Raw genomic sequence first — 15,265 nt, 5'->3', positions numbered from 1 at the left:
GCCCGTGGCGGAGGGGCTGGCGACGGGAGCACCGGGTGACCGTCTCCGACCGGGACGTCTTCGGCATAGCCTGGTCCCATGACCACCCCGCCCCCGCTGGACGCCGAGGCGCTGCGCGCCCGCCTGCTCGACGGCGGTGCGTACCGCGCGCTCGACGTGGTGACCGTTACCGGATCGACCAACACCGACCTGGTGGCGGCGGCCAACGCCGGTTCCGCCGACCGCACCGTGCTCGTCGCGGAGGAACAGCGGGCGGGGCGGGGCAGGATGCGGCGTTCCTGGGTGTCGCCGCGCTACTACGGGTTGCACGTGAGCGTGCTGCTGCGCCCCGTGGTGGCCGCGCGTACCGCGCTGTCCTGGCTGCCGCTGCTGGCGGGCACCGCGCTGGCCGAGACGGTGCGGGAGACCACCGGGCTGGCGGCCGAGCTGAAGTGGCCGAACGACCTGCTGCTCGGCGGCGACCGCAAGGCGGCGGGGATCCTCGCCGAGGCGGTGACCACTCTGGACGGTATGGCCGTGGTGCTGGGGATCGGGGTCAACGTGCACCACGACGCCGCGAGCCTGCCCGAGAGCGCCGGCGGGCTGCCGGCGACCTCCGTCGCGGCGGAGGGAGCGGAGGTGGATCGCACCGAGCTGCTGGCCCGGTTGCTGGAGCGGTTGTCCGAGATCGAGCTGCGCTGGCGCGAGGGAGTCTCCGAGGAGGCCGTGGACGGCGGCATGCTGGAGCGCTACCGGCCGCTGTGCGGCACGATCGGCCGTTGGGTGCGTGTCGAGCTCGGCGGTGGTCGCGTGCTGGAGGGCGAGGCCCGCGACGTGGACACCGAGGGCAGGCTCGTCGTCCGGGACCGGGACGGGACGCGTACCCCGGTCTCGGCCGGTGACGTCGTGCACCTGCGTCCGGCGCGGCGGTGACCGGTGCCGCCCCGGGCCGCGTCGCGCGGGTTCCCGTGGGCAGGGGAGGGGAGACCACCGGCCCGGCCGGTACGGTGAGCACGGCTCGCTGCTGATCCGAAGGGGGACCACCGGTGGCTTATCCCGATGACCAGCTCGGCGAGGGGGAGCACGTGCTGCTGCACCGCCACCCCCACTGGAAACTGCTGGTGGGGCCGTTGTTCGTGCTGGTGGTGGTGCTGGCCGGTGCGGGCTTCCTCGCGGTGCTGACCGAATCGCTGGCCTGGCGGACCCCGGCCCGCGCGGCGCTCGCGGTGATCGGCGGTGTGCTGCTGCTGTGGCTGGTGCTGAGTCCGCTGCTGCGCTGGCGCACCACCCACTTCGTGGTGACCAGCCACCGCCTGATGATCCGTGAAGGGGTGTTCACCCGTTCCGGGGTGCACATTCCGCTCGGGCGGATCAACAGCGTCCGCTCCCGCCGTGGGCTGCTCGACCGGTTGCTCGGCAGCGGAACGCTGATCGTCGAGTCCGCCTCGGACGAGCCGCTGGAGTTCGACGACATCCCGGAGGTGGATCGGGTGCAGTCCTTGCTGTACGGCGCGGTCGAGGAGGAGCCCGACGACCGGTATCCGGACGGTCGGTGACTCCCGCCGTCGTCCGTGCCCCGCCGCGAGTCGCCGGTTCGCTCGCCGGTCGACCGACCACACGGGCCAGTCCCGTTATGGATTCCAGGAGGAGATTTCGATGGGCGTACGTGCGCTGGGCCTGCCGGAGGCCACGCGTTCCCCGGAGAGCCCGGAGCTGCCGGAGCGGGTGACGATCTGGGAAGTGGGACTCCGGGACGGTCTGCAGAACGAGAGCGGTGTGATCCCCTCCGGCGTCAAGCTGGAGTTCCTAAACCGGCTCAACGCAGCGGGACTGCCGGTGATCGAGACGACCAGCTTCGTCCACCCCGACTGGGTTCCCCAGCTGGCCGATGCCGCCGAGGTCGTCAACGGGCTCTCGCCCAAACCCGGTGTGCGCTATCCCGTGCTGGTGCCCAACCAGCGCGGACTGGACCGGGCCAGGGAGGCGGGCGTGGCCGACATCGCGATCTTCGCCTCGGCCACCGAGAGCTTCGCCCAGCGCAACCTCAACCGGAGCTTCGAGAACCAGTTCGAGATGTTCCGCCCGGTCGTGCGCGGCGCCCTCGCCTCCGGAATGCGGGTGCGGGGCTACCTCTCCATGGTCTTCGGCGATCCCTGGCAGGGCGCCGTTCCGGTCGAGCAGGTGGTCAGCGCGGGCAAGCGGCTGCTGGAGATGGGCTGTGACCAGCTCTCCCTCGGTGACACCATCGGTGTGGCCACCCCCGGCCAGGTGGAGGGCGTGCTGCGCGGGTTCCGCGCGGCGGACGTGCCCACCGACCGGCTCGCGGTGCACTTCCACGACACCTACGGCCAGGCGCTGGCCAACACCTACGCGGCGCTGCGCCTGGGTGTGAGCACCGTCGACGCCTCGGCGGGCGGTCTGGGCGGCTGCCCCTACGCCGGGTCGGCCACCGGCAACCTGGCCACCGAGGATCTCGTGTGGATGCTGTCGGGACTGGGAATCGAGCACGGTGTCGATCTGGAGATGCTGGTGGACACCAGCACCTGGATGGCCGAGCGGCTCGGCAAGCCCAGCCCGTCGCCGGTGGTCAAGGCGCTGGCGCGGTGACGGCGGCGGAGGCCGCGCGCTTCCCGGCCACGAGCCCGCGCACGCTGCGGGGACAACCGCTGCTGGTCTGGGAGTGCCCCGGCGAGTGGTTGGCCGTCTCCTCGGGTTCGTACGGTGGTGGGCTCGGAACGCGTCGCTGGGTGCTCAACGCCACCGTCCCCAGTGGATACGACCGCCCTGATCCGGCCGCGCACGTCGCCGAGATGGCGGGCGAGCTCGGCCTCGAAGGGGCGGGTACGGGGTTGTTGACCGCCGTGGACGTGCGCCACGAGGTGACCGCCGCCGAAGCCGGGGTGCGGGCGAGCGTGACCACCGGAGTGGGTTATCCGATCTGGGCCGCGCACGACGCCGCCGACACCTCCCACCTGGTGCGCGGCTACACGCCGGGCACCATCAACGCGGTGTGCTTCCTGCCGGTGCGGTTGAGCGAGTCCGCGCTGGTCAACCTGGTCGCCACCGTCGCCGAGGCCAAGGCGCAGGCGTTGCTGGAGGCCGGTGTGGCCGGTACCGGGACGTGCACCGACGCGACCGTGGTGCTGTGCCCGCCCGACGGCGAGCCCGAACCCTACGGCGGGCCGCGCTCCGTGATCGGTGCGCCGCTGGCCCGTGTGGTGCACCGGGCGGTGACCGAGGGACTGCGCGTGACGAACCCGCGTCACGGATGAGCGATCCTCCGCCGGGTCTCGTCCGGCGGCTCGCCGGTTTTCCCGTTCGGTGGCGGGTGGCGGAGTATCGGCGCGAGGATCGTTCCGGCGTTCCGGTCCGGGTGGAACCGCCGCGTGTCCCGGCGCGTCCCAGCGGCGGCCACCCGGCGGCAGGGGCGGACGGCAGTGGAGGAAGGTGAGTGGCGTTGATCGACCACCGCGCGCAGGTCGATGAGATGATCGCCGACTATCGGCGCAGCAGACAGCGGCTCTCCGAGGTCGGTGACGAGCTCGCCGCGATCGAGGAGACCGTCGGCGACGAGCGGGGGACCGTCTCGGTCACCGTGGGCTCGGGGGGAGCGCTGCGGCGGTTGTGGCTGTCCGAACAGGCCTACCGCACGCACCGGCCCGAGGAGCTCGGTCGGCTGATCGTCCGGCTGTCCGGTACGGCCACCGAACGGGTCGCCGAGCGCACCGACGCCGTGCTCGCGACGGTGCTGCCCTCCGGAAGCGACCCCGCCGCTTTCCGCGCGGAGGTCGCCCCGCCGCCCGTCACCGGGGTGTCGGTGCCGCGTGGCTCCGGGCGTGCGGACAATGATCCGGAGACCTCACCAGCGGAGCCCGAACAGGAGGAGTCGCCCGAACCGCGGAGTTGGTTGCGGGACGTCGGAGCGGCGGAACGGAGCCGGTGATGACAGGTTTCCACAGCGACCCCCGGAAACTCACCGAGCACGCCGGGGAGTTCCCCGAGCACGCCGAGCGCGCCAGGCGGATCAGCGACGAGCTGCGCACCGCGCTGGACGCGACAGCGGGTTGCTGGGGGGCCGACGAGGCGGGCAGCAGGTTCGCCGAGCTTCACCTGCCCGGGACCGAGCGCGCGCTGAGCGAATTGGAACACCTGCCGGACGGGTTGGAGGAGATGGGCAAGAACCTGGCGGAGATGGCCGAGACCTACCGCCTCGCCGACGAGTCCGCCGCCGAGCGACTCGACGGGACCGACACCGAGCCGGGCCGGGGGTGATCGGATTGGGGATCGAACTTCCCGGGGAGCTGCGTGGCGTGGCCGAACGTACCGGCACGCACTGGCCCGAGGCGGACGAGGACGCCATGCGCGAGGCCGCTTCGGCCTGGCGCCGTGCCGCCGACTCGTTGGACGGGCTGGCCGCCTCCTCCGACAACTCCGCCAACGGTGCGCTCGCCGCCGTCGAGGGGGAGGCGGGCCGCGCCGCGAACAGGCAGTGGCGGGGGTTCGTCGAACCGGACACCGGAAAGCTGCCGGGCTGTGCGCGGGAGTGCAGGGCGGCGGCGGAGCGGTTGGATCACGCGGCGGAGCAAGTGGGGGCGGCCAAGGTTCGGATCGTGCGTGAGCTGGTCGCGCTCGCGAAACAGACCGACGCGGCCGAGCGGGCCGCCGGTGCGGGCAATCCCACCGCCGCCGTGCGGGCCGAGTCGGCGGTCAGCGGAACCGCCACCAACATCGCCGAGCTCAACCGTGCTCTGGTGAGTGCGGTGGACAGTTCCGGTGGGGTGGGCATCGACTCCGGTGCTCCTCCGGGGGCTGGGCCGTTGGTCGGTTCCGGCGGGGCGCCCGGTGCGGTGATGGCCCTCGGGGACAGCGGCGACGTTGTCGATCCCGCGCGGGTCGTGGATTCACCGATGGATTCACCGGCCAGTGTTCCTCCGGGCGCTACGGAACGTGTCGCCGATCCGCCCGACCCCGCCGAGCTCGCGGGAGCGGCGGACGATGCCGGGCGGATCGGGCGGTTCGCCGGAGAGCCCACGGCCTCGGCCGCGGACCTTCCGGGCGAAGTACCGGAAGCCCCGGGAGCCCAGGAAGCCCAGGGACTCCAGGGAGTCCAGGGAGTCCAGGGGGACCGCTCTCCCGGTGGCAGGATCTCGGAACTGCTGGACCCCGCCACGGCGGGAGCCGAGGACCGGGGGCCGACCGCCGCGCCGGAGGAAGCCGGGAACCCGCCCGGGGGGCTTCCGAGCGGTGGTGCTCCCGACCGGGAACTGACCGGCCCCGTGTCCCCGGAGACGCTGCGGCGTGCCGGGGCCGCACCGGACACCGGAGCCGAGGCGGGCACCGGGCCGATCCCCGCCGTGGACCCGGTCGCGCCTCCGGTTGCCGAGTCCGCTGTCCGGGAGGCAGGCGTCGGCGGGCAGCGGGTCGAGGCGGAGCACGATCCGAGCACCGCACCGCACTCCGTCCAGCGAGCCTGGGCCGCTCCCGGAGCCGCTTCGGCACCTCCGCCGCCGCAGGCTCCGCCGGGAGCACCCGTGCCGGGCCAGGCGGGGGCGGCACCGCCGAACCCGGCACCGCCACCGGGGCAGTTCGGTTCGCAGGGACAACCCGGTTCGCCGGGGCAGCCGCAGCGGCCGGTGCCGGGCGCCGCGCCGCCGCCCGCTCCTCCGGGCGGCGGTCGGCCGATCGGGCAGCCGGGCCAGGAGGCCGGTGCTGCCCGCCCGGGCGTTCCGCCACGGGCGGGGCACCAGTTCACCGGAGCGGCCCATCCGGGGGCGGTTCCCCAGGCGGGGCGGGCTCCGTTGACGCCGGGCGGGGGCATGTCGCAGCAGCCGCAGCAGCCCGCGCAGCAGCCCGCCGAGGGGCGGCGTCCGGCGCGGGAGAACCAGCGTGACCCCGCTGTCGTGGCGTTCGTGCTGCACCAGTTCCCGCTGGGGCACATGCCGGTGGCCGAGACGCGGCCCAGCAGGCAGTGGTCGCCTTCCGGACAGCCGTCCGAACGGGACACCTTCACGGTTCCGCCGCAGTCGCACCCGCGAGCGGACCTCGTCGAGGAGCTGGACGGGCCGGGATTCGCATGCCAGCCCGCACCCGGCACCGCGCTGTGCTCGGTGGCGGAACCCGACCGCGCGATTCCGGGGGAACTGTTGGTCGGTTACGAACCGCTCGGTCCGGAGGCCGATGTCGGCGAGTTCGAGTGGGAGCGGCGCTACCTGCTTCCCGGGCCGGGGGAGAACGGGACGCACGCCTACGACTGGCCGGTGCGGCACGGCTTCCCGGACAACGGGGCCGAGGAGCCGCGTCCCGAGATTATGCCGCCGGACACCCTGCTCGACCGGCTGGGCGATGAGTGGGGGCTCGTGCTGGCCCCGGCGGGAACGTGCTTCGCGAACCGCTCGCTTCCCCCGGAGTTCCGGGAGCGCCCCTACCGTCGGTACCGCGTGGTGCGGCCGTTGCCGGTGTGGCACACGCGGGCCGTCGCCTGGTTCGAACAGCCCGGGACGGGACTGCGCTACCGCACGACGCACCCGATCACCGAGCTGGTGGCGCTGGGAGTGCTGGTCGATCCGGACACCGAATCCGAACAGGACACCGACTCGGAAAACGTGACCGAGTCCGAACCGGACTCCGCACCCTCGGACCTCGTGGCGGAGCCCGACGAGACGGAACAGACCGTGCGAATCCGGAGCAACGACATGAGTTCGGCGGATGATCCCGCCGGAGCGATGCGCTGATGTCTTTTTGTTCTCTTGGTGCTGGGACAGTTCTGCTGTGGCTCCCCGCATGGGACTCCCACCACTTCCGCGGGTCGAACTCCGACCGCCCTCGCAGTCGGCACCGCCGCGGGTTCTCCCGTGCGGCTCTCGCGAGGACGGCTCCGACGTTGTGTGTCGCTACCCAAAGTCGGGGCACCCGCAGCGAGAGCCGTGCGCGAGATTCCGCCAAGTGACTCTCCACGCAAATCGAGGTAACAGAGTCCTGCTTAGGAGGCGTGATGAATTCCGAATCCGTGCCGGGGTGGCTCGAGACGATGGGCGTGCCGTCGCGGGTGGTCTCCGTCGGAGCGGAGACCGACGACGCCTGGTGCCTGCTGCGGGAAGACTCCGAGGGGCAGCCGGTCTGGGACGTGTTCTGGCGCGAGCAGGGCAACCGCTACGACTGGGCGAGGTTCTCGGACGAGCGGGTGGCCTGCTTCTACCTGTTCGGGCGGTTGACCTGGACCCAGGCGCTGCGGGGCGCGGTCGGGCCGCTCGACTCCGGCAGCACGCCACCCAGGGGAGTTCCGATCCCCGGTGGCTCGGCCGATCCCGGCAGCGGTTCACCCGGTGCGGGCAGCGGTCCGGTGACCCCCGCCACCGGCAACACCCCGGCCACTCCCGGCGCGGCGGCTCCTGGAACCGGGAATCCCGCGACAGGCAACCCCGCCGCTGCTACCGCTGCCGGGCATCCCCCGGAGCGAGATCACGGCGATACCCCGGAGCCCACCGCCGAATCCGACGCCGTGGCCTCCACCCGGGAAACCTCCGGAACCGAGCAGGGCACCGCCAGGCCGGGGCGGGAGCCCTCGGGCGGCTGAGTGCTCCCCATCCGCACGGTGATTTCGCGAGAAATCGCGACGCTCGCCCGGCCCCGTCCCGGAGCTCGGCAGCCGGACTCAGGGCGGCCACGGAGTGTTCAGCCGCTTCGCTTCGACGCGGAACCGGTGCGGGATTCGTCGTCCCTCTTCGGGAACCTGCTCCCGCCGTTGTGCTCGGCTTCGAGCCGTTCGACCTCGCCGCGCAGTGCGTGCTCCGTGAACTCGTAGAGGCTCGCGGTGTGTGCCACGCTCCCGTCGAGCGCGCCCACGGCGTTCTTGGCCCGAGCGAGGGTGTCAGGGGATACGAACGAGTCCGTCTTCAGGCTCTCGACGCTCCGTGCCATCACCTCGCGCCCGACCTCGGCCGCGAGCGATACCACGGTCAGCACGCCGATCGTCCACAGTATCCATTTCTCGACACCGAAAAACAGCAGTAACAGGAACATCGCCACCGCGAACACGGTGGCGATTCCTCTCGGGATCGTCCGTTTCGCTGTGTCCCGACCTCCACGTCGTCATCGCCCGCTCGCATGTCCGGTCGACAACCTAACGGTGAACCCACCGCTACTCGCGCAGCGATCGCGGCAGTGAATCCCTGCCGCCGATGAAGGTCGCGGTGGTCGGTCGGGAACGCAGCGGTATCAGCCGGACGATCTCGTGTTCGAGCAGTCGCTCCTTCGGGCTCCGGAGCTGCTGGATGCGCTTGTCGTTGCCGTTCCAGTGCAGTACGCGGTCGATTCGCGGCCGTTCCACCTCATCGGTGGTCCACGGCTCCTCGACGAGATCGTCGCCGTCGTCCTGCTCGGCTCCGCAGCACAGCAGCGCCGCCCACCAGTGGGGTGGATCCAGCCGAACCCGCAACCACTTCCCGGGGGTCCAGGCCCACAACTGCGTGCTCACCGGCGCCCGCTCGGGCATGGTCTCCAGGTGGAAGCCGTTGTTGTCCGACCACGCCGCCGTCCAGTCCTCGGTCATCCGATGCAGTTCCGCCCAGCCGTCGTCATCCAGACGACGACGTCCGCTGCCGTGCAGCGTCCACGAAGTGCTCATACGTGCTCCTCACGCAGCCGTTCGGCCAGCTCCGTCATCTCGGCGGGACGCTGCCAGTCGGGATCGCTCACCCTGACGGTGCCGCATCCGGCCGTGGTCCGACCGCCGATGCCGACCAGCCCGTCGTGGATGTCGGTCAGCGCCGTTTCCAGCAGCAACCGGTTCGTACCGATACGGGGGGTCGTATCCGCAGCTGAGTCCGACGCCCCGGCCGGTTCCGGCTCGTCGAGCGGTTCGAGCTCGTCGATGCGCAGCCGGAACCGACCCGCCGTCACCACCTCGTCGGTGTAGAGCAGCTTCTCCCGCGCACCGCCGGTGAACCTGTCGATGGCCACGTGCTGCCGCAACTCCTTGACGGGTTCGGTCACGATGCTGTCGTGCACCGCGATCCTGGCGCGGCGGGTGTGCGCTTCCTTGCCGCTGAACCCGAAGATCCGGCACGGTCTGCAGTGCCCGCAATTCCCGCGCTCTTCGTGATCCTCGCGATCCTCACGATTCCTGCCCGTGCATGTCGGAGCGCCTACCACGCGGCAGATGTACTCCACGCGGGAGCGCAACACTCCCTTGAGGCTGGTACCCGGCACCAGGAACTCGCCGTCACGCTTGAGTGCCGGGCTTCTCTCCCGTCCGGTTTCCGAATCCGTCTCGGTCTCTCCCGTACCGATGTGCAGGCCGTCCACGATGCGCAGTTCCACGTCGATCAGCCGGTCGTCCGCGGCGTCGGCCGTGCACGGCTGCGCGGTCGGGTAGTCCTCCGGTGAGGTGAGTCCGATCCAGTCCAGCAGGTCCTTGCTGTCGGCGAGGTCGTAGACGCGGTGTCCGAGTCCGACCACCTGACACTTTCCGGCTCCGTGAGTGGTACCGCGTCCGATGCTCGGCCGCCACTCCCGCAACGCCCGCAGGAGTGTATCGAGGCGCTCGTCGGGGCGGTCCCAGCGAAGCACCACGTCGAACTCGGTCCCGGCGGCCAGCAGCTCGGTGTGGTGCAACTTGGTGTTGGCCGCCGCCCCGCGTTCCCGATCGATCGAGGTGCGCTTGGCAGACGAGGTTTCCTTCTCGGAGCGCAGCAGTGTGCCCAGCACCCCGACCGGTGAAGCGGCGCGCCGCTCATTCGCTTCCGGGGCCGGGCCGAACAACTCGGGCAGTCTCTCGGTGGGGGCGAGCTCGGTGTAACGAGCGCAGTGCTCCCGCAGGCTGCCCGCCACGGTCGAGCCGGGGAGATGAACGTCGTTGTTGTGGTCCCGGCGCAGTGGCACTGTGTCCTGCGGTGCGTAGAGTGCTTCAGGCGCGGTCACGCCACCTGGCGTGAGCATGCGCAGCCGGACGCTGAACAGCGCGCTTTTCATCGGTTCTGCTCCATGTACCTCAAGATCTGTTCGTAGATTTCCGCGTCCTTGACCGTGAGCACCGCTTGGATGGCCTGGTGGATTCGCTCGTCGTACTCGGTGGACCGGAGCGCATCGTCGAACCTGGAATCGTCGGCGTTATCCAGCCGGATCTCTTCGAGCCGTGCCCGGAACCGTGAGACCAGCTCCGGATGAGCTCGCAACGCGGCTGCGTGCCCGGTAAAGGCGCTGATTCCCCACGGCGGTTCGCACCGGTAGAGCGCCCCGAAGCCCTCGCGGCGGCGCAGGCCGATTCCGCGTGCCATCAGTCGGCGTCGGGCGGTTTCGGTGGGAGGTTCCGCGCACTTCACCCGGTAGGTCGAACCGGCCGCGACCACCCGCTCGACGGGTTTGGGCAGCCCGCTGGCCGCGTGCCACCCACCGGCCTCCTCCCAGCGGGTCCAGGAGTCGATGATCTCCACCTCGGACACATCAAGCTGTTCGGACAGCTCCTCCGGATCCGGCGTCGCACTGGGCATACCGAACTCGTCCACGAACGCGCCGGGCGAGGTGAGCCGCAGTACGAGGTCGTCGCCGTAGAGCTCCACCGGTTCGGGGATCGCTTCGGTGTCCACCTCCACCGTGGCTTCACCGCGCAGGCTGCGTCGTGACCCCAGCAGCAGCGAGTCGACGGCCGTGCCCTCGGGATACAGCGCCCGCACGGCGTCGCCGTGAACCCAGCCGCGCAACAGCAGGCCGTCCTGTACCGCCCGCTGGCTGTAGAGGCTGCCGTCCAGCGCCACGCCGTCGGTGGACAGCGCGACCATGGTGCGGTCGACGCTCGGAACCTTGCCGTACGGTTGTCCCTTGCTCTCCTCCAGCGGACTGGCGCATTTTTGGACGGGGCAGTGGCTCTCCTTCTCGTCACGAGCCCGGTCCCACCACAACTGCTTGCAGCTGAAGGTGGGTTCGTACTTGTGCGTCAGCATCGACAGCGGAACGGGTTTGCTCGACGCGTAGTGCAGCGGCCCGAAGGAGCCTTCTCCCTCGAAGATCCGCTCGAACTCCGGGGAAGTGTTGATCGCGGTGCCGTGCTCCCGCAGCCACACCGCCGCCAGCGCCCCGCGCAGCACCGAGCCGGGGACGTGGTCGTGACTGTCCTGCCTGGAGTCGGCGCGCGGGTTCTTGCCCGCCACCATCGGTTCTTTGAGACGCACTGTCACCAATGCGTGTTCGGTCATGCCTGCTTCAACTCCAGGAATTCCGCCACGGATCGTTCGTCCAGTTCGACGTTGGTGCAGCTGATGCCGACCCAGCCCAGGCCGCGACGGGTCTCCGCGCCCAGCGAGTGGATGGCCTGCCCGGTCACGGCCAGCACCAGTTGGTGTCTGCGCAGTGTTTCCTCGCTCAGGTGGCCGCGCGATTGGACGCTGAACCTCGCGCGTTCGGCCCAGGTCTGTTCGCTGACCGCCAGCATGTTCTCGCTCGTGCTGTGGGTGTTCGGGTCGATCCGCACCCGCGCCGCGGGCTGTGGAGCGGGCCAGTTGGAGGTTTCAGGCTTCGCGCTTTTCCAGCGCCACGGGGACTCGTGGCGGTAGGAGCCGAACACCTCGCCGACGATCGCCGCTTCCTCACCGAGCAGCCGCTTGGCGGTGGCGCGCATGACGCCCTTCAGACTGGTGTTGGGCAGTCGCTCGGTATCGGGGACGGAAGAGTCCACTCCCGAGCGGGCGTGCCCGGTCGATACCCGGAACGGTCCGTGGAAGATTATCTCGAATTCCACCGTGGATTTCATGACCACTCCTTCCACCAGCGCACCATTCCCACCGCGTCCGCGAGCGGGATGGTTTCGGAGTCGAACTTCGCCACGAGTTCCTCGCGGCCCAGCCGTTCGGCCTGTTGGTGGAGCCGCTGTTGATCGTTCGATCGGGCGAGTTTGGCCAGGTTGGCGAGTGCGGATCCGCCGAGCCTCGACAGTTTCGTCAAGTCGCCCCAGCAGCGCTCCAGCGTTTCCGGAGTGATGCCGCCGCGGCCGACCGGGTGCGGCCCGTCGTGGGTGATGTCCTGCCAGGCCAGCGAGGCCCTGCTGCTCCGGTGGTCGCGCTTGGTCTCCTTCAACAACTCCTCGGCCAGGTCCGAGGCCGTGGCCAACGGACTCGAGTGGTGGTGGAACACCATGCCCACCGACTGCGTGGGTGCCGTGATGGTCCCCAGACCGGCGGTTTTGAGCGATTCCCGCAGCGACTCGTGGAACTTCCGCTGCATCCGCAGGGCGAACAGCCACGCGCGGTGCGCGGGCAGGCTGACCAGCACGTCGTCGCCACCGACGAGGTGCGCCACGAGCGGCAGCGTCTCGGTGTCGGAGTCCTTGACCGCCTCGATTCCTTTCAACAGGGCGGTCCAGGTCGCCTCGTCGATGGCCTTGGCCATGTCGAACTCGCCGCCACGACCGCGAGACCGCTGCTTGTGCAGCTCCTTGCCGAACCGGCTGATGGCGTCGCCGTCGGCGTACACGGTCGCCAGGTGCGTGTGGTCGCCGCGCTCGCCGAACTCCTCGACCAGGTCGGGGAACTTGTGTGGAACCCTCGCGGCGGTGTTGTACTGCTGCTCCCAGCGTTCCAGCAGTTCCCGCTCGGTCCCGGGAGCGGGCTCTTTCTGATCACCGCGTGGTTTTCCGTGGTCGTACCGGAGCAGGCAGTCCGGACACAGCTCCTCCCGCTTGGGATTTTCCTGTGCGCCGGTCCAGCGGTGGCCGTTCGCGGGCCACGTCTGGCACCAGTCGCACTCCTTGCCCAGCGGCCACTCGGAGACGGCGGCGGGCCAGTCCCGCTCCCAGCACGCTGGGGCGCCGTCGTGGGCTGCCAGCCAGTCCTCGCCCCGCCGCAGCGTGCTGCGCAGCGAAGCTCCCGGTAACCACTCGCGCAGGTGCCCCACCACGAGCCGCTCCACCCGACGCTGTGTCTCCTCGTCCTCGGCGTGCAGCAGCAGCGGCACCACGCCGTCCACGTGGCCCGCCTCGGTGCACCGCTCCGCGTGGTCCTGCCAACCCGTCAACAGCGAGTCGATCGCTACGGGTTCGGTGGCCCGCCTGATCATGGCGGAGGCCCCCCGTCGTCCGCGCAGATCCGGGACCCGGCTCAACCACGACTGGATGCGCACCACCGCCACATCCAGATAGTCACTCATCTCCGCTTGCCTTTCCGGTTGTTCTTCCGGTTCGCGTTGTCCCGTGCGCCGCTTCGCTGGTTACTCGGAGGCCACGCCTGGTTCGGCAGCTTTTCGGCCTTCTCCTCGTCGCTGCCCTGGGCATTGGGAATGATCGGCAGTTCCTGGTGCTGCTCGTCGATGTCCGGCAGTGCCAGCAACGGGTAACCTGTTCGGGGACCGTCGGTATTGGGCTTCAGCTCTGTACCGCTGGTCCGCTTCCAGAACTCGTAGCCCCGGTCGAAGTCCTCGGAATCCTTCTGGTCCCAGTACGCGCCCGGCGGGTACCAAACCGAGTTCGGATTCACGCTGTTCGGGGACAGCGCCTTACCCAGCTTCGGCCAGAGTTCGTGCGCGGCTGGGGCGTGTCGGCGCATCCAGCTCTGGAACTCCGTCAAGAACCGCTCCGGTGTCGGAGCCACCGGTTCGTGCGCCGCGCCGTAGCGTGCGCCGGAACGCCGGATCTCACTGGCGTCCTCGTCGAGTTCGAACGTGCAGGAGCCGAGGCCGAGCGGGCGACCGCCGCCGACGTGCTGCCAGAGTTCTCCGCCCAGCACCGAGCTCGGGGACAGGCAGGCCAGCAGACCACCGAGCTGGACCTCGTCGATATCGGTGAAAGCGATGGTGACTTCGAAGCGGGTTCCGGTCGGAAACAGCTTCGCCTCACTGGTCATGTTGCTCTTGAGCTGGTGTTTCCGCGCCTCGGCTCGACTCGGCTTTTCTCCGTTCTCGGTCGGGGTGTGCCAGTAGTGCTTGCGGCCTCGAAGACCACGTGGCTGATCACCGTGGTCGGCGGCCGAGCCCCATTCCCGCAGTGGCGGGTCCACCGCAGCGTTGCCCCGAACCTTGGCGTCGTTGACCAGGTAGAACTGCCCAGCCCCGGGGCGTGGAATGCCCATCGGCGGCAGCGTCACGGACCGCGGCGTCACCTCGTTGATCGCCACCGCGTCGCCGACGCGGACGTGGCCCCGGTAGGAGCGCTGCTGTGCTTCCTCGCTGTCCTTGCCCGCCGTGTCGGCGGAACCGAACAACCGGCAGCTCGGGCAGAGATCGTCGTCGTAGCGGCAGGGCCGCAGTTCGGGCTCCATGCGCTCTCCGGCGGTGTACTTACCGGCGTGACGTCCGAGCATGCCCAGCCGCAGGCTGTCGATCTCGCCGTTGGACTTCGTGGTCACCCACACCGGCTGGCCCGGCCGTAGTCGTTTCGAGACCAGGTGTCGTCTGCCGAGCTCGTACCTGGTGCCCTGCTCGGGCTTCCGGCCCTTCGGCACGTGGGTGAAGGTCACCTCGGTGAAGGGGTTCTGCTCGTCCCGTTTGTTCTGTTGTGCGGTGCGCAGCTCGTCGGCGTTCTCGACGGCGCTGCGGAAGTCGTCCCAAACCTCCTGTTGGAGCTGCTGCTCGGGGGATTCGCCAGTGAATCTGCGGATGTGGGCGTAGTAGGGCTGGTGCTGCTTGCGTGCGCTCGCGTCGCTGAGCAACACCACCCACTTGCCTTCGGAATGATGGCGGGCTCGTACTGGTCTTCCGCTTTCGTCATCGAAATCCACCTCCAGCCGGTCACCGGAGGTCAGCGGCCCTTCCTCGCGGTGGATTCGTGCGAGTTCCTCCTGGCGCAGCCGAGCTTCGCGCGATTTCTTGTCGCACAGCCGCAGCACCGGCGGGGTCTCCTCGCTGTGGTGCCGCTCCACGATCGCCATGTGCCGCTTGCCGGATCTCTCCGTGGAGGCGGGATCGCGGTAGCCGGGCACGAATTCCTCGTCGAACACTCGCAGGCAGCTGCCGGTGAGGGTCTCGTGCAGCGAGCGCAGGGCTCCCTTCAGCGAGGAGCCGGGGATGATCGGGGTGCCGTCGGGTCTGCGCGGCAGGTCGGGTTCCGCTTTCTCCGTCTCGTTCATCTCGCGGATCAGCAGCGGGGTTCGCGCGTGGAGCGTGAGCTCCAGCTTTCCCGAGAGCAGCTCGCCCTGTCCGTGGTGGCCGTGTGGTTCACAGCGGTGCGGGGCAGCTTTCGGGAGCGGAACGAAGGTGTAGGGGTTCACGAAGGTGTCGTTCAAGCACTGCCTCCCCAGGCTGCGCGAGTCGAATGCGCGTTCGGCGGAACACCAGTGGTGATCACTGCGGTAGGTTACCGAACGAT

At 70.1% G+C, this 15,265-nt stretch carries 14 protein-coding genes and 1 pseudogene; 8 read left to right on the top strand and 7 right to left on the bottom strand.

The window, feature by feature from the left end; translation table 11 throughout:
- The first annotated feature begins 78 nt into the window (after window positions 1-78).
- From BLQ75_RS00495 to BLQ75_RS24595, 8 genes and pseudogenes are all read left to right on the top strand, one after another.
- Window positions 79-912 (top strand): biotin--[acetyl-CoA-carboxylase] ligase, encoded by an 834-nt coding sequence (locus BLQ75_RS00495; RefSeq protein WP_092596120.1) that lies wholly within the window; start codon window positions 79-81, stop codon window positions 910-912.
- 113 nt (window positions 913-1,025) lie between these two features.
- Window positions 1,026-1,535: a PH domain-containing protein gene (locus tag BLQ75_RS00490; protein WP_092596119.1), complete on the top strand. Its 510-nt coding sequence runs from the start codon at window positions 1,026-1,028 to the stop codon at window positions 1,533-1,535.
- A 100-nt stretch (window positions 1,536-1,635) separates the two neighbouring features.
- On the top strand, window positions 1,636-2,586 hold the full coding sequence (locus tag BLQ75_RS00485; protein WP_092596116.1) for a hydroxymethylglutaryl-CoA lyase: 951 nt from the start codon (window positions 1,636-1,638) through the stop codon (window positions 2,584-2,586).
- On the top strand, window positions 2,583-3,251 hold the full coding sequence (locus BLQ75_RS00480; RefSeq protein WP_092596109.1) for an adenosylcobinamide amidohydrolase: 669 nt from the start codon (window positions 2,583-2,585) through the stop codon (window positions 3,249-3,251). The genes BLQ75_RS00485 and BLQ75_RS00480 overlap by 4 nt, the downstream gene beginning before the upstream one ends.
- 179 nt (window positions 3,252-3,430) lie before the next feature.
- Window positions 3,431-3,922: a YbaB/EbfC family nucleoid-associated protein gene (locus BLQ75_RS00475; protein ID WP_092596107.1), complete on the top strand. Its 492-nt coding sequence runs from the start codon at window positions 3,431-3,433 to the stop codon at window positions 3,920-3,922.
- Window positions 3,922-4,251, top strand: a complete 330-nt coding sequence (locus BLQ75_RS00470) for a WXG100 family type VII secretion target (protein WP_092596105.1) — start codon at window positions 3,922-3,924, stop codon at window positions 4,249-4,251. Before BLQ75_RS00475 ends, BLQ75_RS00470 begins: the two co-directional genes overlap by 1 nt.
- 5 nt (window positions 4,252-4,256) lie before the next feature.
- Complete coding sequence (locus BLQ75_RS00465) at window positions 4,257-6,710, top strand: glycohydrolase toxin TNT-related protein (RefSeq protein WP_139182866.1); 2,454 nt, start codon at window positions 4,257-4,259, stop codon at window positions 6,708-6,710.
- Between the two features lie 260 nt (window positions 6,711-6,970).
- Window positions 6,971-7,228 (top strand): annotated as a pseudogene (locus BLQ75_RS24595) (hypothetical protein); the annotation flags it as partial.
- Window positions 7,229-7,650: 422 nt separating this feature from the next.
- Here the strand turns inward: BLQ75_RS24595 and BLQ75_RS00455 are convergent.
- From BLQ75_RS00455 to BLQ75_RS00425, 7 genes are all read right to left on the bottom strand, one after another.
- Entirely contained in the window at window positions 7,651-8,004 is a 354-nt protein-coding gene (locus BLQ75_RS00455; protein WP_244515119.1) for a hypothetical protein, read from the bottom strand.
- A 112-nt stretch (window positions 8,005-8,116) separates the two neighbouring features.
- Complete coding sequence (locus BLQ75_RS00450; RefSeq protein ID WP_092596099.1) at window positions 8,117-8,602, bottom strand: hypothetical protein; 486 nt, start codon at window positions 8,600-8,602, stop codon at window positions 8,117-8,119.
- Window positions 8,599-9,948, bottom strand: a complete 1,350-nt coding sequence (locus BLQ75_RS00445; RefSeq protein WP_092596098.1) for an RAMP superfamily CRISPR-associated protein — start codon at window positions 9,946-9,948, stop codon at window positions 8,599-8,601. Before BLQ75_RS00445 ends, BLQ75_RS00450 begins: the two co-directional genes overlap by 4 nt.
- Window positions 9,945-11,168 (bottom strand): type III-B CRISPR module-associated Cmr3 family protein, encoded by a 1,224-nt coding sequence (locus tag BLQ75_RS00440; protein WP_092596097.1) that lies wholly within the window; start codon window positions 11,166-11,168, stop codon window positions 9,945-9,947. Before BLQ75_RS00440 ends, BLQ75_RS00445 begins: the two co-directional genes overlap by 4 nt.
- A complete protein-coding gene (locus tag BLQ75_RS00435) occupies window positions 11,165-11,722 on the bottom strand; it encodes an RAMP superfamily CRISPR-associated protein (RefSeq protein ID WP_092596096.1) in 558 nt (185 codons plus the stop codon). The genes BLQ75_RS00440 and BLQ75_RS00435 overlap by 4 nt, the downstream gene beginning before the upstream one ends.
- Entirely contained in the window at window positions 11,719-13,113 is a 1,395-nt protein-coding gene (locus tag BLQ75_RS00430; protein WP_092596095.1) for a Cas10/Cmr2 second palm domain-containing protein, read from the bottom strand. The genes BLQ75_RS00435 and BLQ75_RS00430 overlap by 4 nt, the downstream gene beginning before the upstream one ends.
- Window positions 13,110-15,182, bottom strand: coding sequence for a TIGR03986 family type III CRISPR-associated RAMP protein (locus BLQ75_RS00425; RefSeq protein WP_170837249.1), 2,073 nt, complete (start codon window positions 15,180-15,182; stop codon window positions 13,110-13,112). Before BLQ75_RS00425 ends, BLQ75_RS00430 begins: the two co-directional genes overlap by 4 nt.
- Window positions 15,183-15,265 lie beyond the last annotated feature (83 nt).

The organism is Actinopolyspora xinjiangensis (assembly GCF_900104475.1).
Classification (GTDB): Bacteria; Actinomycetota; Actinomycetes; order Mycobacteriales; family Pseudonocardiaceae; genus Actinopolyspora; species Actinopolyspora xinjiangensis.
Note: the sequence above shows the minus strand (reverse complement) of the source record. Positions and strands in the feature narration are given on the sequence as shown.

Excerpts from the sequence above, each read along its gene's own strand:
- BLQ75_RS00435 (WP_092596096.1), bottom strand. The coding sequence starts at position 11,722 with ATGAAATCCACGGTGGAATTCGAGATAATCTTCCACGGACCGTTCCGG.
- BLQ75_RS00450 (WP_092596099.1), bottom strand. The coding sequence starts at position 8,602 with ATGAGCACTTCGTGGACGCTGCACGGCAGCGGACGTCGTCGTCTGGAT.
- BLQ75_RS00495 (WP_092596120.1), top strand. The coding sequence starts at position 79 with ATGACCACCCCGCCCCCGCTGGACGCCGAGGCGCTGCGCGCCCGCCTG.
- BLQ75_RS00485 (WP_092596116.1), top strand. The coding sequence starts at position 1,636 with ATGGGCGTACGTGCGCTGGGCCTGCCGGAGGCCACGCGTTCCCCGGAG.
- BLQ75_RS00440 (WP_092596097.1), bottom strand. The coding sequence starts at position 11,168 with ATGACCGAACACGCATTGGTGACAGTGCGTCTCAAAGAACCGATGGTG.
- BLQ75_RS00430 (WP_092596095.1), bottom strand. The coding sequence starts at position 13,113 with ATGAGTGACTATCTGGATGTGGCGGTGGTGCGCATCCAGTCGTGGTTG.
- BLQ75_RS00470 (WP_092596105.1), top strand. The coding sequence starts at position 3,922 with ATGACAGGTTTCCACAGCGACCCCCGGAAACTCACCGAGCACGCCGGG.
- BLQ75_RS00445 (WP_092596098.1), bottom strand. The coding sequence starts at position 9,948 with ATGAAAAGCGCGCTGTTCAGCGTCCGGCTGCGCATGCTCACGCCAGGT.